Origin of the sequence: Enterovirga aerilata (genome assembly GCF_013044135.1) — a bacterium.
Taxonomy (GTDB): domain Bacteria; phylum Pseudomonadota; class Alphaproteobacteria; order Rhizobiales; family Beijerinckiaceae; genus Enterovirga; species Enterovirga aerilata.
Map to the genome: position 1 here is coordinate 254,097 of NZ_JABEPP010000001.1, position 20,434 is coordinate 274,530.

Genomic DNA, 20,434 nt, shown 5'->3' on the forward strand with positions numbered 1-20,434 from the left:
ATAGGTCAAAAGCGCGGCCCGCGCCAGCGTTTCGGAGCAGTTCTAATTTTGCTCTCACACGGTGTGGATGGGTAAGTCTGCCTTGTCAAGATAACAAGTCTCTCTTACCATGTTGCCGTGATCGAGGTCGTCAAGAGAGCTGCGGAGCGCGTGGGCGGCGTCCCGGCGCTGGCCAAGCGTATCGGCGTCAGTCGGCAGGCGCTGTATCAGTGGCAGCGCGTCCCGTCCGACAAGGTGAGCGCGCTCGCGCGTGAGACCGGCATTGCCGAGCATGACCTCCGTCCGGATCTGTATGGTCGCAGCCGGGAAGACCGCACGCCTAGCTACGATGACGACTACGCCGCCTGGGCCTTGCACCAGGCCCGCCTTCTTCGCACCGGTCGCTTCGACGAGCTCGATCCGGAGAACCTGGCCGAGGAGGTGGAGGATTTGGCCAGGCAGGAGAAGCGCGAGATCGAGAGTAGGCTCGGGGTGCTGCTCCAGCACCTTCTCAAATACATGGTTCAGCCGGAGAACCGCTCCAATTCCTGGCGTGCCACCATTTTGGAGCAGCGCGCGAGGATCGCGCGGCGGCTGACCGAAAGCCCAAGCCTGCGAAGCTATCCAGGGCAGGTTCTGGAGGACGAGTATGGGCTGGCCCGCCAACAAGCTGCTCTAGAAACAGGACTGCCGCTCGAGCGGTTTCCCGCCAATTGCCCGTTTGGTATCGATGACGTCCTCGACTTGGATTTCCTGCCCGAACCGGGGCGAGAAGCAATCTGACTGCGGTCGAGAGCCGGTCTGCTTCGCGTGGCGTATCATAAACTCCAATCCACCGGCCCCATGCCCCGACTTTCCAGAAAGGCATTGGCCCGGCTGAACGGTCGCGAGCCGGGGAAGTCGCGGGCCCGGTTGAGCGGCGAGGGGTGGCCGCTCTCGATGACGAGATGCTTCGTCCGGTCCACCAGGGCGGCGCGGGCGCGCGCATTCGCTCCCCAGAGCAGGAAGGCGACGGCGGGCCGCCCGGCCGAGACCGCCGCGACGATCTCGTCGACGAGCCGGGACCAGCCGAGCCGCATATGCGCGCCGGAGCGTCCGATCTCGGTCGTGAGCGCCGCGTTGAGCAGCAGGACGCCCTGGCGGGCCCATTCCGTCAGGTCGCCATGGCTCGGGCGCGGACAGCCGAGATCGTCGCAGAGCTCCTGGAAGATGACGCGGAGAGAGGCCGGCACGGATTTCGGGCCGACATAGGAGAAGGCCAGGCCGTGTGCGTCGCCTGCCTTCGGGTAGGGGTCCTGGCCGAGGATCACGGCCCTAACGCTGTCGAGTGGCGTCAGCTCGAGGGCGCGAAAGATCAGGCCGGGCGGGGGGGCGAGCGAGACGCCCTCGTCGCAGAGCCGGTCGAGCTCGGCCGAGATCCGGTCCGCCTCTCCCTCCGTGAAGAAGGGGAGGCGGCACCAGCCTGAAGCGTTCGGATCGGCGCGCAGCTGCGCCAGGGCCGCCGCGACCGGTCGCGTCATCGTGACGTCCCGGGCTCGGCTGCCGGGAGGTTCGGGCGCTGTGTCCTGGAGCATTCGCGAACAAGTATCGTTATGAGCTGCGCCGAGGCCGAACCCAGATAATCATGAGCGCACCGACCGTCACCTCCGCACAGAGCTCCCGCTCCCCCTCCTCCGATCGTCCCGCGGGCCATCCGCTCGTGCGCTCGGGCCGGATCGGAGTGCTCCTGATGAACCTCGGAACCCCCGAGGCGACGACCTACTGGCCGATGCGGCGCTACCTGAAGGAGTTTCTGTCCGATCGCCGGGTGATCGAGACGCCGCGGTTGATCTGGTGGCCGCTCCTCAACGGCATCATCCTCTCCACCCGGCCGAGCCGGAAGGGGCGCGACTACGACACGATCTGGAACAAGGAGCTGGACGAGGGCCCGCTGAAGACCATCACCCGCAGCCAGGCGCAGCAGCTCGCGGCGGTGCTCGGCGAGACGGCCGGCGAGCGCATCGTCGTCGACTGGTCGATGCGCTACGGCTTTCCGCGCACGAAGGACCGGATCGAGGCGCTCCTGGGGGAAGGGTGCGACCGCATCCTCCTCGTGCCGCTCTACCCTCAATACTGCGCCGCGACCTCGGCCACCGCCTGCGACCAGGCCTTCCGGGCGCTCATGGACATGCGCTGGCAGCCGGCCGTCAGGGTCGCGCCGCCCTATCACGACGATCCCGTCTATATCGAGGCGGTCGTCTCCTCCATGAAGGCGGAGCTCGCCAAGCTCGCCTTCGAGCCCGAGGTGATCCTCGTCTCCTTCCACGGCATCCCCGAGGAGTACCTGCAGAAGGGCGACCCCTATTATTGCCATTGCCACAAGACGTGGCGGCTGATGCGCGAGGCCTTCGGCTGGCCGGAGGAGCGGTTCCGCATGAGCTTCCAGTCGCGCTTCGGGCCGGACGAGTGGTTGAAGCCCTACACGGACGAGACCGTGAAGGAGTTCGCCGCCTCCGGCGTGAAGCGCATGGCGATCGTGGCGCCGGGGTTCTCGGCCGACTGCCTGGAGACGCTGGAGGAGCTGAACGGGGAGAACCGGCACTATTTCGAGGAAGGCGGCGGGACGGACTTCGCCTATCTGCCGTGCCTGAACGACTCGCCCGAAGGCATGCGGGTGATCCGCCACGTGGTCGAGCGCGAGCTGTCCGGCTGGATCTGATCTCCGGCCGCGGCTTGCGTCCCGGCACAAGCTGCCTAACATCGCGGCAGGTCGAACCGGAGCCGGTCGCATGATCGCGCAACCTCGGTGCATTGCGCTCGTCGGACCCTTCCAGAGCGGCAAGACCACGCTGCTGGAAGCCATCCTCCACCGCACGGGCGCGATCGACCGCATGGGCCGCTCCGGCTCAGGCAGCCTGGTCGGCGATTCGAGCCCGGAGGGCCGCGCCCATAACATGGGCGTCGAGCCGAACGTCTCCACGGTGCAGTATCTCGGCGACGGCTACACCTTCATCGATTGCCCGGGCTCGGTCGAGTTCGCGCATGACATGCGCACCGTGCTGCCCGTCTGCGACGCGGCCGTGGTCGTGTGCGAGCCGGACGACAGGAAGGTCCCGGCGCTCGCCCTCGTCATGCGCGAGCTCGAAGAACTCGGGATCCCGCGCTTCCTGTTCCTGAACAAGATCGACGCCACGGGCCGGCGCGTCCGGGAGACTCTGGCTTCGCTGCAGGAGGCCTCGGCGACGCCGCTGCTGCTGCGCCAGATCCCGATCTGGGAGAATGGGGTCGCGACCGGCTTCATCGATCTCGCGCTCGAGCGTGGCTTCGTCTACCGCGAGCAGGCGCCGAGCGAGCAGATCCCGCTCTCCGAGGGCGAACTGCCCCGCGAGAAGGAGGCGCGTTTCACCATGCTGGAGCGCCTCGCCGACCACGACGACGCGCTCATGGAGGCGCTCATCTCCGACGAGGAGCCGCCGAACGACCGTGTGTTCCAGGACCTCGCGCGCGAGCTGCGGGACGGGCAGGTCGTCTCCGTGCTGATCGGCTCGGCCGAGCATGGGCATGGGGTGACACGCCTTCTGAAGGCGCTCCGCCACGAGGCGCCTGCGCTCCCGGATACGCGCGAGCGGCTCGGCGTGCCTGCCGAGAGCGTTCCGCTGGCGCAGGTCGTGCGGACGATCCACACCGGCTTCAGCGGCAAGCTCTCGGTCGCGCGCGTGCTCCGGGGCGTCTTCCGCGAGGGCGACACGGTGACGGGATCGGGCGGCGGGGAAACGCGCATCGCCGGTCTCTCGCAGCTTCGCGGCGCCCAGACCACTCGGTTGGCCGAGGCCGGGGAAGGGGAGGTGGCGGGCTTCGCCCGGCTCGATCCGATCGGCACGGGCGAATGCTTTGCGGCGGGCCGCAAGGCGGCCGAACCCCTCGTCCAGCTTGTGCCGGCGGAACCGGTCTACGCCGTCGCGGTGCGGGTGAAGAACCGCAAGGACGACGTGCGCCTCACCTCCGCGCTCGCCAAGATCGTGGAGGAGGATCCCTCGCTGAAGCTCGAGCACCGGCCGGATCTCGGCGAGGTGCGGCTTCTCGGCCAGGGCGAGATGCATCTCAGGGTCGCGGTCGAGCGTCTCGCCTCGCGGTTCCAGGTCGAGGTCGAGACCGCGAAGCCGAAGGTGGGCTACGCCGAGACGATCCGCCGGCCGAGCTCGGCCCGCGGCCGGCACAAGAAGCAGTCCGGGGGGCACGGCCAGTTCGGCGACGTCTCCATCGAGGTGCGCCCGCTCGGCCGTGGCGAGGGCTTCGTGTTCGAGAGCCGGATCGTCGGCGGCGTCGTGCCGAAACAGTACATCCCTTCCGTCGAGGCCGGCGTGGAGGAGTGGCTGAAGCGCGGGCCGCTCGGCTTCCCCATGGTCGATCTCGCCGTGACGCTGGTCGACGGCTCGTACCACGCGGTCGATTCCTCCGATGCGGCCTTCCAGGCCGCGGCCAAGCTCGCCATGAGCGAAGCGGTTCCGCGTCACGCCTCCGTGCTGCTGGAGCCGATCCTGTCCGTCGAGATCGCGATCCCGTCCGGTGCGATCTCCAAGGCTGCGAGCCTCGTCACGGGCCGCCGCGGGCAGGTGCTGGGCTACGATGCCCGCCCGGGCTGGCCCGGCTGGGACATCCTCTCCGCGACCGTCCCGGAGGCGGAGATTGCCGACCTCATCGTCGAGCTGCGCTCGGCCACCGCCGGGGTCGGCACCTTCTCGACGAAGTTCTCCCACATGGCGGAGGTGACCGGCCGCCCGGCCGAGCTGGCGCTCGCAGCCGCGGGTTAGAGGATGAAGCGGCTCAGGTCGGTGTTGCTCGCCAGGCTCTCGACCTGCGCCCGCACATAGGCGCCGTCGATCGCGAAGGTCTCGCCCGAACGGTCCGGTGCCGTGAATGAGATGTCGTCCAGCACGCGCTCCAGTACCGTCTGGAGCCGGCGCGCGCCGATATTCTCGACCGTGGAGTTCACGTCCACGGCGACCTTGGCGATGGCCTCGATCGCGTCCTCCGAGAATTCGAGGCGGATGCCCTCCGTGCTCATCAGGGCCACGGATTGCTTGATGAGGCTCGCCTCCGTCTCGGTCAGGATCCGGCGGAAATCGTCGATGGTGAGCGGGTTGAGCTCGACCCGGATCGGCAGCCGGCCCTGCAGCTCGGGTAGAAGGTCCGAGGGCTTGGAGACGTGGAAGGCGCCCGACGCGATGAAGAGGATGTGGTCCGTCTTCACCGGGCCATGCTTGGTCGCGACCGTGGTGCCCTCGATCAGGGGCAGAAGGTCGCGCTGCACCCCCTCGCGCGAGACGTCGGCGCCGATCCGCCCGCCTTCGGAGCGGGCGCAGATCTTGTCGATCTCGTCCAGGAACACGATCCCGTTGTTCTCCACCTGCCGGATCGCCTCCTGCACGATCGCGTCCTGGTCGAGCAGCTTGTCGGATTCCTCCCCGATGAGAGGCCCGTAGGCCTCCCGCACCGTGGTGCGGCGGGTGCGGGGCCGGCCGCCGCCCAGCGCCTTGCCCAGCATGTCGGAGATGTTGATCGCGCCCATGGAGGCGCCCGGCATGCCGGGTATCTCGAACATCGGAAAGGCCGGCGCGCCGCCCTGGACCTCGATCTCGATCTCCTTGTCGTCGAGCTCGTTCGCCCGAAGCTTCCGCCGGAAGGAGTCGCGGGTCACCTGGGAGGCCGTCGTGCCGACGAGCGCGTCGAGCACGCGCTCCTCCGCCGCGAGATGCGCCCTCGCCTCGACGCTCTTGCGCTTCTCGTCGCGGACGAGCGCGATCCCCACCTCGACGAGGTCGCGCACGATCTGCTCGACGTCGCGGCCGACATAGCCGACCTCCGTGAACTTGGTCGCCTCGACCTTCAGGAAAGGCGCGCCCGCGAGCCTGGCGAGCCGGCGCGAGATCTCCGTCTTGCCGCAGCCGGTCGGCCCGATCATCAGGATGTTCTTGGGCGCCACCTCCTCCTTGAGGGGCCCTTCGAGCTGCTGCCGGCGCCAGCGGTTGCGGAGCGCGATGGCGACGGCGCGCTTGGCGTCGGCCTGGCCCACGATGAAGCGGTCGAGCTCGGAGACGATTTCACGGGGAGAGAACGTGGTCATGCCTGCTTATAGCTGCTTCGGCCGGTCTCGGGCGCCGTGGCGTCCGGCCAGGACCTCTCGATGCTTCCGTTTCGATGCGATAGGCCGCGATACAGGGGCTTCGCGCGATCATCCTTTCGCGCGTCGCGCGCCATCAGCAGCACCCGGCCAAAGATCGTATCCCGGAACCCGAGCCTGACGAAGCCGGCCTTTTCGTAGGCCCTGATCGCGCGCGGATTCGACGGATCGGGATCGGTGACGACGCGCGGGGCGCCGCGCCTGAACAGCTCCTCGACGAAGGCCGTGACGAAGCAGGAACCATGACCCCGCCCGACGAGATCAGGCGGCCCGATGAACTGGTCGATGCCGAGCGTTCCGTCCGGCTGGTCCCGGTAGGGATGGCCGTCCTCCAGATGGGGCGCGTAGTGCTGGATGTAGCCGATCGGCTCGCCGCCGAACTCGACCAGGAAGGGCTCCGTCGAGGGATCGGCGATCGCGGCCCGGATCTCGGCGAGACCGTCCCCGTGCCACCACTCGGCGACGTGCGGCTCGGCGAGCCAGCGCGCCAGCAGCGGCAAGTCGGCCGCCGCGACCGGGCGGAACGCATATGCGGGTGCCTCAAGCCGCATCGAGCGTTTCGATCACCACGTTGCCGTTCGTGTAGACGCAGATCTCGGCCGCGATCGCGAGCGAGCGGCGGGCGATCGCCTCGGCGGCCATGTCGGTGTCGATGAGCGCACGGGCGGCGGCCAGCGCGAAGTTTCCGCCCGAGCCGATCGCCATCACGGCCCCGTTCGGCGTCGCCTCGGGCTCGAGCACGTCCCCGGAACCCGACAGGAGCAGGCTCACCTCGCGGTCCGCGACCAGCATCATGGCCTCGAGCCGGCGCAGATAGCGGTCCGTGCGCCAGTCCTTGGTGAGCTCGACGCAGGCGCGCGTGAGCTGCCCCGGATATTGCTCGAGCTTGCCTTCCAGCCGCTCGAACAGCGTGAAGGCGTCGGCGGTCGCGCCCGCGAAGCCGCCGATCACCCCGCCCTTCGCGAGGCGTCGCACCTTGCGGGCATTGCCCTTCACGATCGTCTGGCCAAGGCTCACCTGGCCGTCGCCGCCGATCACCACCTGCCCGTCCTTGCGGACCATGACGATGGTGGTGGCATGCATGCGGGGCGGCTGGTCTTCGGACAAGGAGAGCTTCCTAGAGGGAACCGTCACTTAATCATCCGGATAGCGAAATCCAGCCACGACCCCGGAGCGGTGGCGCCATGGCCCTGCGCTTGCTACTGAGCGGGGCCTGTTCAACTCAAGAACACCTTCGGGGGGATCATGCGCTCCGCGAGCGTCAGCCGCCGGACGAACGAGACCGATATTTCCGTGTCGCTGGCGATCGACGGGTCGGGCCGCACCTCCGTGGCGACGGGCATCGGCTTCCTCGACCACATGCTTGAGCTCCTCGGCCGGCACGCGCTGTTCGATCTCGACGTGAAGGCGGCGGGCGACCTCCATATCGACGGGCACCACACGACCGAGGACATCGGCATCGCGCTCGGCCAGGCCTTCGCGAAGGCGCTGGGCGACAAGCGCGGCATCGCCCGCTATGCGAGTCTCGACCTGCCGATGGACGAGACGCTGACCCGTGTCGCGGTGGATCTGTCGGGGCGGCCCTTCCTGGTCTTCCGCACGACGTTCCCGACGGAGAAGATCGGCGGCTTCGACACCGAGCTCGTCCGCGAGTTCTTCATCGCCTTCGCCATGAATGCCGGCCTGACGCTGCACGTCGAGACTTTGTACGGCGAGAACAGCCACCATATCGCGGAAAGCTGCTTCAAGGGTCTGGCGCGCGCGCTGCGCCGGGCGGCCGCTGTCGATCCGCGGGAAGGCGAGCGCATTCCTTCCACCAAGGGTGCGCTCTGACGGTTTGCTCGATGTCCTCCTCCTTCACCGTCCACCTGCCCAAGGACGCGCTGCCCGGCGATCCCCGCGCGCTCGACCGCGCGGAGATCGTCCGCGACCAGTTTTCCTGGGGCGCCTTCCTCGTACCGGAGCTCTGGTTCCTGTGGCACCGGCACTGGATCGTCGCGATCGGGGTGCTCCTGGTCAGCTTGGCGGTCGCCATGGGGCTGCGCGCGCTCGGCTTCCCGGCAGGTGTCATCTTCCTGATCGACCTGCTCATTCAGCTGTTCCTCGGGTTCGAGGCAGCGAGCATCCGCCGCCTGGCCTACCGGATGCGCGGACGGCCCATGACCGGGTTGGTCATCGCGGCGGACGAAGCCGAGGCGGAGGCGAAGGGCTTCGCGCAGTGGCTCGATGCCGGTGTCGCTTCGGCTCCGACGCCGGCTGCCCTCGTGCGGGTGGCGCCGCTCGTGCCCCGGCCCGTCCAGGAACCTGTGCTCGGCCTCTTCCCTGACGCGGAGGGCCGGCGATGACCGTCGCGATCGTCGATTACGGCTCGGGTAACCTCAATTCCGCTGCCAGGGCCTTCGAGCGCGCGGCGCGCGAGAGCGGCTCGGGCGAGGACATCGTGGTGACGTCCGATCCCGACCTGGTCGGGCGGGCGGACCGCGTCGTGCTTCCCGGCGTCGGCGCCTTCGCGGATTGCCGGCGGGGACTGGACGCCATCCCGGGGATGGTCGAGGCGATGCGGGACGCCGTGATCGGGCGCGGGCACCCGTTCCTGGGCATCTGCGTCGGCATGCAGCTCATGGCGACGCGCGGCCTCGAACACGAGACGACCCCGGGCCTCGACTGGATCGGGGGCGATGTCGCGCCCATCCAGCCGGACGATCCCGGTCTCAAGATCCCCCATATGGGCTGGAACACGCTCCACCCCCAGAAGGACCATCCGCTGACGGACGGCATCCCGCTCGGGCCGGAGGGTCTGCACGCCTATTTCGTCCATTCCTACGCGCTCCAGCCGAGGGACGGTGACGAGGTCGTGGCGATCTCGGCCTATGGCGGTCCGGTGACCGCGATGGTCGCGCGGGACAACCTGGCGGGGACCCAGTTCCACCCGGAGAAGAGCCAGGAGCTCGGCCTCAGGCTCATCGCCAACTTCCTGCGCTGGCGGCCATGATCCTCTTTCCCGCGATCGACCTGAAGGAGGGGCGCTGCGTCCGGCTGGTCCAGGGCGACATGGCCCAGGCCACGATCTTCAACGACGACCCGGCCGACCAGGCGCTCACCTTCCAGCGCCAGGGTTTCGAGTGGCTGCACCTCGTGGATCTCGACGGGGCCTTCGCGGGCCGGCCCGTCAATGCCGAGGCCGTGCGCCGGATCCTGCGGGAGGTCGCGATTCCCGTGCAGCTCGGCGGCGGCATCCGCGACATGCGCACGGTTGAAGGATGGCTCTCGGAAGGAGTGGCGCGCGTCATCATCGGGACCGCCGCCGTGCAGGATCCCGACTTCGTGCGCGAGGCCGCCCGGCGTCACCCGGGGCGGATCGCCGTCGGGATCGACGCCAAGGACGGACGCGTCGCCGTGCATGGCTGGGCGGAGACCTCGATGCTCACGGCCGAGGAGCTCGGCCGCCGCTTCGAGGATGCGGGCGTTTCGGCCATCATCTACACCGATATCGCGCGCGACGGCGTGCTGAAGGGACTGAACATCCCGATGACGCTCGCGCTCGCCCGCGCGGTCGGCATCCCGGTCATCGCATCGGGCGGGCTCGCCTCGCTTGCCGACGTCCAGAGGCTGCTCGAGCCGGACTGCGCCGCGCTCGCCGGCGCGATCACGGGGCGTGCGCTTTATGACGGCCGGATCGAGCCTGGGGAGGCGCTCACCCTGATCGCCCGGGCCCGCGGCGCGAGAGGTGCGGCGCCGCCGGATCGCGTCCGCGCCCGGGGATGAGCACGCCGCTGTCGGAGCCGGGAGCGCCCCCCGCGACGGGCGGCCTCGATCGGCCGGGTCGGGCAGTCGGCGGAATCCAGCAGCTCCTGCGCGAGATCACCGCCGGCGGCATGGTGGGGCTCCTGGTCCTGCCGTTCTGCGTCTCTGCCGGGGTCGTCGCCTACGAGCCGCTCGGCCGCGACTACGTGGCGCTCGGCGCCGCCGCAGGCATCCTGTGCGCCGTGGCGGGCGGCGTGACCGGAGCGCTCGCCCGCGCCTCGTCCTTCATCCCTAACGTTACCTCGACCACCCACTCGCTGATCCAGGCGAGCTTCCTCGGCTGGCTCGTTCAGCGGTCGAATGGCGACGTGACGCTCGCGCTCGCCCTGCTCCCGCTCTCGGCGATGCTCGCAGGCCTCTGGCAGATCGTCATCGCGCTTTCGGGCCTCGGCCGGGCCGTGAAGTTCACTCCCTATCCGGTTCTCGCGGGCTTCCTCACGGGCCTGGCGATCCTCATCATGGCGCAGCAGCTGCCGCGGCTGTTCGGGCTTTCGTCGGTGGGTGCCCTGGCAGGCGCCTTGGCCGAATTCCGGCTGCCGGCGCCTGCGATGCCGCTGTTCGGGCTCTCGCTCGTCCTTCTCGCCACCACGCTCGAGCGGCGGGCGCCCCAGCTCCCGACCATGCTGATCGCGCTGCTGGTCGGCACCGGGATCTACCACCTTCTCCGGCTCCTCGCGCCCTCGCTCGATCTCGGCGGCACCGTCGGCCCCATCTCGCTCGAGACCGCCTCGCTCGGGCTTCATCTCGACCTCGCGACCGCAACCCGGGCGCTCGCCGATATCGAGCTCGTGAAGGCGCTTCTCCTCACCTCGCTGACCCTGGCGATCCTGGGCACGCTCGATCTCACCTTCGCGCTCCGGGCGGCGCAGGATCTCGCCGACGTCGACCCCGCCCCGCGCCGCAACCTCGCGGGCCAGGGGCTCTCCAATTTCGCCTCGTCGCTCGCCGGCGGCCTCACGGTCACGACCTCGATCGCCTTCTTGCGCACCATCTTCGGCGGCGGCGGGCGGACCCGCCTTTCGACGATCTCGGTCGCGGCCGTTCTGCTGCTCGCGGCGGCTGCCGCCCCGAAGGCGGTCGGCGCGCTGCCGAGCGTCGTTCTCGCCGCCATCCTCGTCGCGATCGCGTGGCGGCTCTGGGACCGCTGGTGCCTGGCCCTCGTGCATGACCTCGTCCGGGCCGACGACCGCGATGCGGCCGTGCGGGCGCGCCGCAACGCCGCGATCGTGGCGGCCGTGACGGCGACGACCGTCCTCGGCCAGCCCGTCGCGGGCGCTCTGGCCGGCATCGCGCTCTCCTGCCTCGTCTTCATCATGGAGATGAGCCGCCCGATCGTCCGGCGGCAGCTCGACGGCTCCCAGCTCTTCTCCAAACGCATCCGGTCGCAGGGGCACGTGGCGCTGCTGCGCGGCAGCGGCCGCTACACGGCGATCCTCGAGCTGCAGGGCATCCTCTTCTTCGGCAATGCCGACGACCTCGCCTCGCGGGTGAACTCGCTGGAGGGAAGCGCCCGTACGGTGATCCTCGATCTGCGCCGCGTGACCGACATCGACACGTCCGGGGCCACCATCCTGAAGCAGATCGCCGCCCGCTGCAGGCAGCGCGGAATGACCCTCATGGTCTCCGCCGTCGATCCCAAATTCGCCGCCCTCGTCGCCCAGGCGATCGGGCCGGATTCGGAGGCGGCGATCTTCGCCGACCTTGATGCGGCGCTGGAGACGGCGGAGGACAGGGCCCTGAAGAGCGCGCATGCGGCGGGCAGCGCATCCTGGCGGGCATTGCGGATCGAGGAGACGGATCTCGCAGGCGGTCTGTCGGAGCGTGAGATGGCGGCCTTCAAGGCGCATCTGAAGCCCTGCTCCTACCCGGCGGGAGCCGCGCTCTGCCGGGCCGGGGAGGCGGCCGACAAGCTCTGGATTCTGACCCGCGGCTCGGTCAGCGTCCGGCTCGCCGGCGGGCGGGCCGACCGCCGGATCGCGGGCCTCGGCCCGGGCACCGCCGTGGGCGAGATGGGGCTCCTGGACCGCCGCCCGCGCTCGGCCGACGTGATCGCCGACGAAGAGGTCGAAGGCTTCATCCTGACGACGGAAAGCTTCGATCAGCTCTTGCGCGAGGAGCCGCATCTCGGCCAATCGCTGCTTGCGACGATCGCCCGCCTCACCGCGCAGCGGCTCCGGGCCACGTCGGAAGAGCTGCTGCTGGCCTCGAGCTGATGCTGAAGATTCGGATCATCCCCTGCCTGGACGTCAAGGACGGACGCGTCGTGAAGGGCGTGCGGTTCCTCGACCTGCGCGACGCGGGCGACCCCGTAGAGGCGGCACGCGCCTATGACGCGGCAGGTGCGGACGAGCTCTGCTTCCTGGACATCACGGCGAGCCATGAGGACCGCGGCATCCTGCTCGACATCGTCCGGCGCACGGCGGCGGAGTGCTTCATGCCGCTCACGGTCGGAGGCGGTGTGCGCACGGTGGAGGACATCCGCCAGCTCCTCCTGGCCGGCGCCGACAAGGTGTCGATCAACACCGCGGCCGTGAACGATCCGGACTTCGTCCGCCAGGCGGCCGAGAAGTTCGGCAGCCAGTGCATCGTGGTCGCGATCGACGCCAAGCGCGTCACGGAAAAGGGCGAGGAGCCGGACCGGTGGGAGATCTTCACCCATGGTGGCCGCAAGCCGACCAGGATCGACGCGATCGCCTTCGCCCGCAAGGTCGTGGCGCTCGGCGCCGGCGAGCTTCTCGTCACCTCCATGGACAAGGACGGGACGCGCTCCGGCTACGACCTCGCGCTCGTGCGGGCGGTCGCCGACGCCGTGACGGTCCCGGTGGTCGCCTCGGGGGGCGTCGGCAGCCTCGACGATCTCGTGGCGGGCGTGCGGGACGGTCATGCGAGCGCGGTTCTCGCCGCCTCCATTTTCCACTTCGGCCAGCACACGATCGGCGAGGCGAAGCGGCACATGGCGCAGGCCGGCATTCCTGTGCGGCCTCCGCTCGAACCGCGGCATGCTCCGCTCCACCGATCGCATCGCCGGCCGCTTCAGGGGACGGGAGGACAGGACATGGCATCGTTCAAGCTGAGCAATCCGGAGGGTGTCCATCGTGCGGCTCCAAGCTACTCGCTGGCTGCGCAGGTCGAGGCGGGCGCAAGGCGGGTGATCGTCTCCGGTCAGGTCGGCATGGCCGCGGACGGCACGATCCCGGCCGCCCCGGAGAGGCAGATCGAGCTCGCCTTCGAGAACCTCCGCACCGTGCTGCGCGCGCACGGCCTGGACCTGCCGGACGTCGCCAAGACCACCGTGTTCCTGACGGATCGCTCCCTCCTCCCTCCCTATCGCGAGATCCGGGCGCGGCTCATGGGCGAGCACGCCCCAGCCTCGACGCTGCTGTTCGTGGCGGGGCTCGCCCATCCGGAATTCCTGGTGGAGATCGAGGCGGAGGCAGTCGCCTGACGCCCCATTGACCCTCTCGCAACCTGGACCGGCATGACCAGCTTCACGCTCCTCGATCTCGAGCGCATCGTGGCGGAGCGCGCGGCCGCGCCCGTCAGCGAATCGCATACGGCGAAGCTTCTTGCAGGGGGGCCCGCCAAGCCGGCCAAGAAACTGGGCGAGGAGGCCGTCGAGGCGGCGATCGCGGCCGTCCAGGGCGACCGGCCCGGCCTCGTGGCGGAAGCGGCCGACGTCCTCTATCATCTTCTCGTCACACTCCGCGCCGGCGGGGTGAGCGTCGATGAAGTCATGGCCGAACTGGCGCGGCGCACCGCCCGGTCCGGCCTCGCCGAAAAGGCGTCGCGCGGGAGCGGTTGAGCCGATGCACGAGTTCCTAGGCCGGGAGAGCCCGGCCGTGCCGGTCCCGCCCCCTGCCGCGGTGCCGGCAGCGCCGGAGCGCGATCTATCGCCCTACCGCACCTTCTCGCGTGAGGAATGGGCGAAGCTGAGGGCCGACACCCCGCTGACGCTCTCGGCGAGGGAGGTGGAGCAACTCCAGTCTCTGAACGACCCGATCTCGCTGGACGAGGTCATCGCCATCTACCTGCCGCTGTCGCGGCTGCTCTCGCTCTATGTCGCGGCCGCGCAGGGGCTGTTCCGCGCGACGCAGCGCTTCCTTCTCGCCGACACCCACGAGAAGGTGCCCTATATCATCGGGATCGCGGGCTCGGTCGCGGTCGGCAAATCGACCACGGCCCGTATCCTCAAGGCGCTCCTGGCGCGCTGGCCGAACACCCCGAAGGTCGACCTCGTCACGACGGACGGGTTCCTGCGGCCCAATGCCGAGCTGCAGCGGCTCAACATGATGGACCGCAAGGGCTTTCCGGAGAGCTACGACACTGCCCGGCTCCTGCGCTTCCTGTCCGACATCAAGGCGGGCAAGCGAGGGGTCAGGGCGCCGATCTACTCGCACCTGACCTATGACGTCCTGCCCGACGAGGAGGTGGTGGTCGAGAACCCGGACATCCTGATCGTCGAGGGGCTGAACGTGCTGCAGCCGGCCCGCCTGCCCCGGGACGGGGCCGCGATTCCCTTCGTGTCCGACTTCTTCGACTTCTCGGTCTATCTTGATGCCGAGGAGGAGGACCTGCACCGCTGGTACCTCGCGCGCTTCCTCCGCCTGCGCAGCACGGCCTTCCGCAACCCGCTCTCGTATTTCCGGAAATACGCGGACCTGTCCGAGAGCGAGGCGGTCGAGTTCGCCGAGGGGCTCTGGAACCGCATCAACCTCGTCAATCTGAACGAGAACATCCTGCCGACGCGCCAGCGGGCGAGCCTCATCCTGCGCAAGGGGGCGAGCCACCGGATCGAGGAGGTCTCGCTCCGGCGGCTTTGAGCGGCTCAGCCGCGGCGCATCGGGCCCTCGCCATGCGGGCCGGGGCCATGACGCCGGTGGTGGCCGGCGACGCCGCGGACGAGGCTGCGCGAGAGTACCGAAAGGCGCCGCTTCTGGCCCTCGTCGAGCGAGGCGTAGAGGGGCTGGGCGGCGTCGGCGAGCTTCCGAAGCGCATCCGCCGAGGCCGCCTGGCGGTCGGCCATGAAGCGCAACGTGTCCGGCACGTCCCGCGGGGCTCCGTCCTGCCGCATGGAAGCGAAGCGCTCGCGCCTCGCTTGCCGGGCCTCCTGGCGCTGCGTCGCGAGTCCGCGGATCGCCTCCTCGACCGGCGGCCAGAGATTCTCCTGGGCGGGCGTAAGCTTGAGCCCCGCACGAAGGGCGGCGATACGGGCATCCGTGAAGGCGGCCCGATCCTCGGCCGAGAGCGGTCCGCCCCGGCGCCAGCCCGGCCCGTCGTCGAACGGCCCGCCCGGGAAGCCGCGATCCTGCGCATAGACCGCCGTCGCCGCCGCCAAGGCGCCGACGCCCGAAAGGCCGATCAGCCACCGCTTCATGTCCGTCTCCTGGTCTGGCCGGCGCTATCCGGCTCGACCCGAAGCTGGACCTGCCGAGCTTACGGCGGGGTCGCGGCCGGGTTAAAGGGCGGTAATGCTGCAGCCCCAAGGCCGACACCCCGCGCCCGCCGAAGCCGTTCCCGCCCGATGAAGTGGTCCCCCGAGCAGGACGCCGCCATGCTTGCGGTCGCCCAATGGCTGAAGGCGCGCGACCGGCCGGTCTTCCGCCTGTTCGGCTATGCCGGGACGGGCAAGACGACGCTCGCCCGGCACATCGCCGAGAGCGTGGAGGGCGACGTGTGCTTCGCCGCCTATACGGGCAAGGCCGCGCTCGTGTTGCGGGACAAGGGCTGCGCCGAGGCCTCGACCATTCACTCGCTGATCTACCGCTCGCGCGGCTCGGGCGAGACGGGCCCGCGCTTCGTGCTGAACCGGCAGAGCGACGCGGCGAAGGCCAAGCTCATCGTCATCGACGAATGCTCGATGGTCGACGAGGAACTGGGGCGCGACCTCCTCTCCTTCGGCACCCCCGTCCTCGTACTGGGCGATCCCGCTCAGCTTCCGCCCGTGAAGGGGGCCGGCTATTTCACGGAGCACGAGCCGGACGCGATGCTGACCGAGGTGCATCGGCAGGCCGCGGGCGATCCGATCATCCGCCTCTCCGTTGCGGTCCGCGAAGGCGGCCGGCTGGAGCGCGGGGAATGGGGCGGGACGCGCGTGATCGGCCGCCGCGACATAGACGCCGAGGCGATCCTCAAGGCCGACCAGGTGCTGGTCGGGCTCAACAAGTCCCGGCGCGGCTACAACAATCGCATCCGCCAGCTTCTCGGCTTCCGCGACTCGATGGCGGCTGCGGGCGAGCGCCTCGTCTGCCTGCGCAACGACAAGACGAAGGGGCTGCTGAACGGCGGCCTGTTCACGGTGAAGGCGGCGCGTGGCGAGCGCGGCGGCCATGTCGAGCTGGACGTCTCGCCGGAGGACGAGGCGAAGCGCTCCGTCCGGGTCTCGGTTCCACGCGAGTTCTTCGAGGGGCGCGAGGAGGAGCTCTCCTTCGCGACGCGGCGCAAGTCGGACGAGTTCGACTACGGCTATGTCCTCACCGTCCACAAGGCGCAGGGCTCGCAATGGGACGAGGTCGTGCTCTTCGACGAGAGCTACGCCTTCCGCGAGCATCGCGCGCGCTGGCTCTATACGGGCCTGACCCGGGCCGCCAAGCGGCTCACTGTGGTAATGTGATCACAACCTCAAGGAGTGTAGATCTAAGGTTCGAATCTCGCTTCCTGACCTGTCGGCCGCGTGCATTCATTACCTGAGGTTGTGGAGACGCGATCTGACCTCCACACAAGCCGGCACATGCCGAAGGGCAGGCCGGGCCCGGGGGGGGCTGACATGCGCGCATTTGCGATCGGGATTCTCTGCGCCGGGCTCGCGGCCTGCGACTCGCCGAACTTCCGCACCTCGCAGTTCCGCTTCGGCGACACGGACACGCTTGCTGCGACCGGGAACCTGCGTTTCGTGACCGAGAGGCCTCGGTCGATTGCGGGCGGGCCGCCCGAGATCATCATGTGCTCGGAACCTACCCCCGACTACGCGACCGCCTTCTCCCAGGACGTCGATCTCACGCTGAAGAGCACGGCTGCGCAAGCGCCGGCCGAAGGCACGCTCGGCAACGCCGTCACCGAGAAGATCGAAAACCTCGGCGGCCGCAGCAAGGGCGTACTGGCGCTGCGGGACGGGCTCTACGCCGCCTGCCAGGCCTATACGAACGGGCAGATCGGCAAGGATGCCTATTCGATGATCCTGAGCCAGTACGGGACGCTGCTCGTGGCGCTCATGAACGAGACGGCGCCCACCGCGACGGTCCAGGGCGGGAACGGTGCGGCGAACGCTGAGGCGATCAGGGTCCAGCGCGCGGCGAGCGCATTCTCGGCCGTGCTCGTCGCCTGCATCAACGGCAACGACCCGACGCGGCAGACCGCCGAGGACCTCCCTCCCAACCCGCTTCTCACGCGCGAGTTCTGTCGGAACGTCGTCGCGCGCGCCGGCGGGGTGACCTGGCGCCGCAACCGGGGCTGAGCCGCCCGGTTGACCTACGGCATTCTCGGGACGCGCCGGACAGGATCCGGGTTCCGCTCGCGAGCTGGTCCGGCGGCAATCTCGGCGCGTGGTCGAATGGCTTGGCCGAAGCCTTGCATCGTGGGAGCCGCCCGTGGGCGAGCCGGAGTTCCCCGATGCAGCACCCCTTCAGGATCGCCGCGGCGGCAGCCGCCTCCATCGCCCTTGCCGTGCCCGGCGCCCTGGCCCAGGGCACCCTTCGGATCGGGATGACCGCCTCCGACATCCCGCTCACCACCGGCCAGACCGACAATGGCGGCGAAGGCATGCGCTTCATGGGCTATACGGTCTATGACGGGCTCATCAACTGGGACCTGTCCAGCGCGACCAAACCGTCCGATCTCGCGCCGGGGCTCGCCGCGAGCTGGGCTGTCGACGCTTCGGACAAGACGAAGTGGACCTTCAAGCTGCGCGAGGGCGTCCGCTTCCACGACGGATCCCAGCTCGATGCCGCGGCCATCGTCTGGAACCTCGACAAGCTGCTGAAGGAAGACGCTCCGCAATTCGACCGCAGGCAATCCGCGCAGGGCCGGACCCGCATTCCGGCGGTCGCTTCCTACAGAGCCCTCGACGGATCGACGCTCGAGATCACGACCAAGACGCCCGATGCGACTCTTCCCTACCAGCTCGCCTGGATCATGATCTCATCACCGGCGCAGTGGGAAAAGGTCGGTCGGAACTGGGACGAGTTCGCGAAAACGCCCTCCGGCACCGGGCCCTGGAAGCTCGTCTCGTTCAGGCCGCGCGAACGGGCCGAGCTCGTTCCCAACCCCGGCTACTGGGACAAGGCGCGCGTCCCGAAGCTCGACCGGCTCGTCCTGTTGCCGCTGCCGGAGCCGAACGCCCGCACAGCTGCCTTGCTGTCCGGCCAGGTGGATTGGATCGAAGCTCCCGCGCCTGACGCGGTCGAGGCCCTCAAGAAGGGCGGCTTCCAGATCGTCACCAATGCGTATCCGCACAACTGGACGTGGCACCTCTCCCGGGTGGAAGGATCGCCCTGGAACGACATCCGCGTCCGGAAGGCGGCCAATCTCGCCGTCGACCGGGAGGGGATGAAGGAGCTCCTGGCCGGTCTGATGATCCCCGCCAAGGGTTTCTTCCCTCCGGGCCACCAATGGTTCGGCAATCCGAGCTTCAAGCTCGGCTACGATCCGGCCTCGGCCAGGAAGCTCCTGGCAGAGGCGGGTTACGGGCCGGACAAGCCGCTCGCGACCAAGATCCTGATCTCGCCCTCAGGCTCCGGCCAGATGCAGCCGCTGCCCATGAACGAGTTCGTTCAGCAGAACCTCGCCGATATCGGCATAAAGATCGAGTTCGAGGTCGTGGACTGGAACACGCTCATCAATCTCTGGCGCGCCGGCGCGAAGTCCGAGACGAACAAGGGCGCCACTGGGATGAACTACACCTACTTCATCCAGGACCCGTTCACCGGCTTCATCCGGCATCTGCAATGCAACCTGGCTCCGCCGGCGGGCACGAACTGGGGGCACTATTGCGATCCCGAGATGGACAAGCTGTTCGATCAGGTCCGCAACACCTTCGATCGGGCCGAGCAGACCGCCGTCCTGCAGAAGGTCCACGAGAAATACGTCGACGACGCGCTCTTCCTGATGGTTACGCACGACGTCAACCCGCGCGCGATGAGCCCGAACGTGAAGGGCTTCGTTCAGGCCCAGAACTGGTTCCAGGACTTCTCCCCGATCACGATGGCGAAATAGCCGAAAGGCCCGGACCGCCGGCGCGCCCTTCCTCCAGCATCATGCGGGCGCGGGCGGAGAGCTTTTCCGTCTCGCTCTTGAGCTGGCCGCAGGCCGCCAGGATGTCGCGACCGCGCGGCGTGCGGACGGGGGAGGCGTAGCCCGCGCGGAACACGATCTCGGAGAAGCGCTCGATCCGCTCCCAGCTCGAGCACTCGTACTTGGTGCCGGGCCAGGGATTGAACGGGATCAGGTTGATCTTGGCCGGGATGCCGCGCAGCAGCCGCACGAGCTCGCGCGCATCCGCGTCGGAATCGTTCACGCCCTTCAGCATGACGTATTCGAAGGTGATGCGCCGCGCGTTCGAGAGCCCCGGATAGTCGCGGCAGGCGTTGAGCAGGTCGGCGATGGGGTAGCGCCTGTTCAGCGGCACGAGCTCGTTCCTGAGATCGTCCCGCACGGCGTGGAGCGAGATCGCCAGCATCGTGTTCGCCCGCTCGCCCAAGGCCGGCATCTCGGGGACGACGCCCGAGGTCGAGACCGTGATGCGGCGGCGCGAGAGCGTCAGCCCCTCGGCGTCGCTCATCACGTCGATCGCATCAACCACGTTGTCGAGATTGTAGAGCGGCTCGCCCATGCCCATGAAGACGATGTTCGTCACGAGCCGGCCGCCATCCGGCAGCATGGCCGTCTCGCGGTCGCCGAGCGTCGGGAAGTCGCCGAGCCGGTCGCGGGCCACGACGAGCTGGGCGGCGATCTCGGCGGAGGTCAGGTTCCGGACCAGGCGCTGCGTGCCGGTGTGGCAGAAGGAGCAGGTGAGCGTGCAGCCGACCTGGCTCGAGACGCAGAGCGTGCCGCGGTCGTCGTCCGGGATGTAGACGCACTCGATCTCGGCGCCGCGATCATGCGGGCCGGTCTTCGGCATGCGCAGCAGCCACTTGCGCGTGCCGTCCACGGAGATCTGCTCGGCCGTCACCTCCGGCCGGTCGAGCGTGTAGGCTTCGGCAAGGGCGTGCCGCAGGCCCTTGCCGACATTGGTCATCTCCTCGAAGTCCCGGATGCCGCGGTGGTAGAGCCAGTGCCAGATTTGCGAGACCCGCATCCGGGCCTCCTTCTCGGGCACGCCGATGGCGAGCAGCTTCTCCTTGAGCGCAGGCCGCGTCAGCCCGACGAGCGACGGCCGCGCGGATTCGGTCGCGATGTCGGAGGACGGCGCGGGCGGAAGAACGGGATGCGGTGCGCGCGCGCCATTGTCGAGCGACGCCGTCGCCATGGGAGCCTGCCTGGTGAGCCTGGGTGAGTGGC

At 69.1% G+C, this 20,434-nt stretch carries 20 protein-coding genes and 1 pseudogene; 15 read left to right on the forward strand and 6 right to left on the reverse strand.

The genetic code is table 11. The features are described 5' to 3' along the window. Nucleotides 1-117: 117 nt before the first annotated feature. Complete coding sequence (locus tag HJG44_RS01230; protein WP_346767058.1) at nucleotides 118-762, forward strand: DUF29 family protein; 645 nt, start codon at nucleotides 118-120, stop codon at nucleotides 760-762. Nucleotides 763-797: 35 nt separating this feature from the next. Here the strand turns inward: HJG44_RS01230 and HJG44_RS01235 are convergent, their stop codons facing one another. After that, nucleotides 798-1,499, reverse strand: coding sequence for a uracil-DNA glycosylase (locus tag HJG44_RS01235; protein ID WP_171216527.1), 702 nt, complete (start codon nucleotides 1,497-1,499; stop codon nucleotides 798-800). A 104-nt stretch (nucleotides 1,500-1,603) separates the two neighbouring features. Between HJG44_RS01235 and hemH the strand changes: the two genes are divergently transcribed. Beyond that, on the forward strand, nucleotides 1,604-2,677 hold the full coding sequence (gene hemH / locus HJG44_RS01240) for a ferrochelatase (protein ID WP_171216528.1): 1,074 nt from the start codon (nucleotides 1,604-1,606) through the stop codon (nucleotides 2,675-2,677). Nucleotides 2,678-2,747: 70 nt separating this feature from the next. After that, nucleotides 2,748-4,769: an elongation factor G gene (locus tag HJG44_RS01245; protein ID WP_171216529.1), complete on the forward strand. Its 2,022-nt coding sequence runs from the start codon at nucleotides 2,748-2,750 to the stop codon at nucleotides 4,767-4,769. Here the strand turns inward: HJG44_RS01245 and hslU are convergent. The 3 genes from hslU to hslV are packed head-to-tail and all read right to left on the reverse strand — an operon-like array spanning nucleotide 4,766 to nucleotide 7,222. Beyond that, a complete protein-coding gene (gene hslU, locus HJG44_RS01250; RefSeq protein WP_171216530.1) occupies nucleotides 4,766-6,082 on the reverse strand; it encodes an ATP-dependent protease ATPase subunit HslU in 1,317 nt (438 codons plus the stop codon). The two genes, HJG44_RS01245 and hslU, sit on opposite strands and share 4 nt — an antisense overlap. Beyond that, a complete protein-coding gene (locus HJG44_RS01255) occupies nucleotides 6,079-6,690 on the reverse strand; it encodes a GNAT family N-acetyltransferase (protein ID WP_171216531.1) in 612 nt (203 codons plus the stop codon). Before HJG44_RS01255 ends, hslU begins: the two co-directional genes overlap by 4 nt. After that, a complete protein-coding gene (gene hslV / locus HJG44_RS01260) occupies nucleotides 6,680-7,222 on the reverse strand; it encodes an ATP-dependent protease subunit HslV (protein ID WP_171217246.1) in 543 nt (180 codons plus the stop codon). The genes HJG44_RS01255 and hslV overlap by 11 nt, the downstream gene beginning before the upstream one ends. Before the next feature lie 162 nt (nucleotides 7,223-7,384). Between hslV and hisB the strand changes: the two genes are divergently transcribed. The 9 genes and pseudogenes from hisB (at nucleotide 7,385) to coaA (ending at nucleotide 14,763) form a co-directional block, all read left to right on the forward strand. After that, nucleotides 7,385-7,972, forward strand: coding sequence for an imidazoleglycerol-phosphate dehydratase HisB (gene hisB / locus HJG44_RS01265; RefSeq protein WP_171216532.1), 588 nt, complete (start codon nucleotides 7,385-7,387; stop codon nucleotides 7,970-7,972). A gap of 11 nt (nucleotides 7,973-7,983) precedes the next feature. Further along, on the forward strand, nucleotides 7,984-8,484 hold the full coding sequence (locus tag HJG44_RS01270) for a DUF2628 domain-containing protein (RefSeq protein WP_171216533.1): 501 nt from the start codon (nucleotides 7,984-7,986) through the stop codon (nucleotides 8,482-8,484). After that, complete coding sequence (hisH, locus tag HJG44_RS01275) at nucleotides 8,481-9,131, forward strand: imidazole glycerol phosphate synthase subunit HisH (RefSeq protein ID WP_171216534.1); 651 nt, start codon at nucleotides 8,481-8,483, stop codon at nucleotides 9,129-9,131. Before HJG44_RS01270 ends, hisH begins: the two co-directional genes overlap by 4 nt. Beyond that, on the forward strand, nucleotides 9,119-9,904 hold the full coding sequence (gene hisA / locus HJG44_RS01280) for a 1-(5-phosphoribosyl)-5-[(5-phosphoribosylamino)methylideneamino]imidazole-4-carboxamide isomerase (protein ID WP_171217247.1): 786 nt from the start codon (nucleotides 9,119-9,121) through the stop codon (nucleotides 9,902-9,904). Before hisH ends, hisA begins: the two co-directional genes overlap by 13 nt. Next, complete coding sequence (locus tag HJG44_RS01285; RefSeq protein ID WP_171216535.1) at nucleotides 9,901-12,156, forward strand: SLC26A/SulP transporter family protein; 2,256 nt, start codon at nucleotides 9,901-9,903, stop codon at nucleotides 12,154-12,156. The genes hisA and HJG44_RS01285 overlap by 4 nt, the downstream gene beginning before the upstream one ends. Next, nucleotides 12,156-12,923: pseudogene (hisF, locus tag HJG44_RS23480) on the forward strand (imidazole glycerol phosphate synthase subunit HisF); the annotation flags it as partial. The gene HJG44_RS01285 and the pseudogene hisF, both read left to right, overlap by 1 nt. Nucleotides 12,924-12,998: 75 nt before the next feature. Next, a complete protein-coding gene (locus tag HJG44_RS23485) occupies nucleotides 12,999-13,388 on the forward strand; it encodes a RidA family protein (protein WP_246736033.1) in 390 nt (129 codons plus the stop codon). Between the two features lie 33 nt (nucleotides 13,389-13,421). Continuing rightward, on the forward strand, nucleotides 13,422-13,745 hold the full coding sequence (locus tag HJG44_RS01295) for a phosphoribosyl-ATP diphosphatase (protein ID WP_171216537.1): 324 nt from the start codon (nucleotides 13,422-13,424) through the stop codon (nucleotides 13,743-13,745). A 4-nt stretch (nucleotides 13,746-13,749) separates the two neighbouring features. Continuing rightward, the gene (coaA, locus tag HJG44_RS01300; RefSeq protein WP_171216538.1) at nucleotides 13,750-14,763 is read left to right on the forward strand and encodes a type I pantothenate kinase; all 1,014 of its coding nucleotides are present in this window, start codon (nucleotides 13,750-13,752) and stop codon (nucleotides 14,761-14,763) included. Between the two features lie 5 nt (nucleotides 14,764-14,768). Here the strand turns inward: coaA and HJG44_RS01305 are convergent, their stop codons facing one another. Continuing rightward, nucleotides 14,769-15,317, reverse strand: a complete 549-nt coding sequence (locus HJG44_RS01305; protein WP_171216539.1) for a Spy/CpxP family protein refolding chaperone — start codon at nucleotides 15,315-15,317, stop codon at nucleotides 14,769-14,771. A 147-nt stretch (nucleotides 15,318-15,464) separates the two neighbouring features. Between HJG44_RS01305 and HJG44_RS01310 the strand changes: the two genes are divergently transcribed. From HJG44_RS01310 to HJG44_RS01320, 3 genes are all read left to right on the forward strand, one after another. After that, on the forward strand, nucleotides 15,465-16,553 hold the full coding sequence (locus HJG44_RS01310) for an ATP-dependent DNA helicase (protein ID WP_171216540.1): 1,089 nt from the start codon (nucleotides 15,465-15,467) through the stop codon (nucleotides 16,551-16,553). 153 nt (nucleotides 16,554-16,706) lie between these two features. Continuing rightward, a complete protein-coding gene (locus HJG44_RS01315) occupies nucleotides 16,707-17,393 on the forward strand; it encodes a hypothetical protein (RefSeq protein WP_171216541.1) in 687 nt (228 codons plus the stop codon). 155 nt (nucleotides 17,394-17,548) lie between these two features. After that, a complete protein-coding gene (locus HJG44_RS01320) occupies nucleotides 17,549-19,150 on the forward strand; it encodes an ABC transporter substrate-binding protein (protein WP_171216542.1) in 1,602 nt (533 codons plus the stop codon). On the opposite strand, the gene rlmN is transcribed toward HJG44_RS01320, so the two are convergent. Beyond that, nucleotides 19,134-20,402 carry a dual-specificity RNA methyltransferase RlmN gene (gene rlmN / locus HJG44_RS01325; protein ID WP_171216543.1) on the reverse strand — a complete coding sequence of 423 codons (1,269 nt, stop codon included), beginning with the start codon at nucleotides 20,400-20,402 and terminating at the stop codon, nucleotides 19,134-19,136. The genes HJG44_RS01320 and rlmN overlap by 17 nt on opposite strands. Nucleotides 20,403-20,434 lie beyond the last annotated feature (32 nt).

What these genes read in the sequence shown, in the direction of transcription:
- hslV (WP_171217246.1), bottom strand. Translation starts at nt 7,222, where the DNA reads ATGCATGCCACCACCATCGTCATGGTCCGCAAGGACGGGCAGGTGGTG.
- HJG44_RS01305 (WP_171216539.1), bottom strand. Translation starts at nt 15,317, where the DNA reads ATGAAGCGGTGGCTGATCGGCCTTTCGGGCGTCGGCGCCTTGGCGGCG.
- HJG44_RS01310 (WP_171216540.1), top strand. Translation starts at nt 15,465, where the DNA reads ATGAAGTGGTCCCCCGAGCAGGACGCCGCCATGCTTGCGGTCGCCCAA.
- hisH (WP_171216534.1), top strand. Translation starts at nt 8,481, where the DNA reads ATGACCGTCGCGATCGTCGATTACGGCTCGGGTAACCTCAATTCCGCT.
- hisB (WP_171216532.1), top strand. Translation starts at nt 7,385, where the DNA reads ATGCGCTCCGCGAGCGTCAGCCGCCGGACGAACGAGACCGATATTTCC.
- HJG44_RS01295 (WP_171216537.1), top strand. Translation starts at nt 13,422, where the DNA reads ATGACCAGCTTCACGCTCCTCGATCTCGAGCGCATCGTGGCGGAGCGC.
- HJG44_RS01285 (WP_171216535.1), top strand. Translation starts at nt 9,901, where the DNA reads ATGAGCACGCCGCTGTCGGAGCCGGGAGCGCCCCCCGCGACGGGCGGC.
- HJG44_RS01255 (WP_171216531.1), bottom strand. Translation starts at nt 6,690, where the DNA reads ATGCGGCTTGAGGCACCCGCATATGCGTTCCGCCCGGTCGCGGCGGCC.
- hemH (WP_171216528.1), top strand. Translation starts at nt 1,604, where the DNA reads ATGAGCGCACCGACCGTCACCTCCGCACAGAGCTCCCGCTCCCCCTCC.
- HJG44_RS01270 (WP_171216533.1), top strand. Translation starts at nt 7,984, where the DNA reads ATGTCCTCCTCCTTCACCGTCCACCTGCCCAAGGACGCGCTGCCCGGC.
- HJG44_RS01245 (WP_171216529.1), top strand. Translation starts at nt 2,748, where the DNA reads ATGATCGCGCAACCTCGGTGCATTGCGCTCGTCGGACCCTTCCAGAGC.
- hslU (WP_171216530.1), bottom strand. Translation starts at nt 6,082, where the DNA reads ATGACCACGTTCTCTCCCCGTGAAATCGTCTCCGAGCTCGACCGCTTC.
- HJG44_RS01235 (WP_171216527.1), bottom strand. Translation starts at nt 1,499, where the DNA reads ATGACGCGACCGGTCGCGGCGGCCCTGGCGCAGCTGCGCGCCGATCCG.
- rlmN (WP_171216543.1), bottom strand. Translation starts at nt 20,402, where the DNA reads ATGGCGACGGCGTCGCTCGACAATGGCGCGCGCGCACCGCATCCCGTT.
- HJG44_RS23485 (WP_246736033.1), top strand. Translation starts at nt 12,999, where the DNA reads ATGGCATCGTTCAAGCTGAGCAATCCGGAGGGTGTCCATCGTGCGGCT.
- HJG44_RS01320 (WP_171216542.1), top strand. Translation starts at nt 17,549, where the DNA reads ATGCAGCACCCCTTCAGGATCGCCGCGGCGGCAGCCGCCTCCATCGCC.
- coaA (WP_171216538.1), top strand. Translation starts at nt 13,750, where the DNA reads ATGCACGAGTTCCTAGGCCGGGAGAGCCCGGCCGTGCCGGTCCCGCCC.
- HJG44_RS01315 (WP_171216541.1), top strand. Translation starts at nt 16,707, where the DNA reads ATGCGCGCATTTGCGATCGGGATTCTCTGCGCCGGGCTCGCGGCCTGC.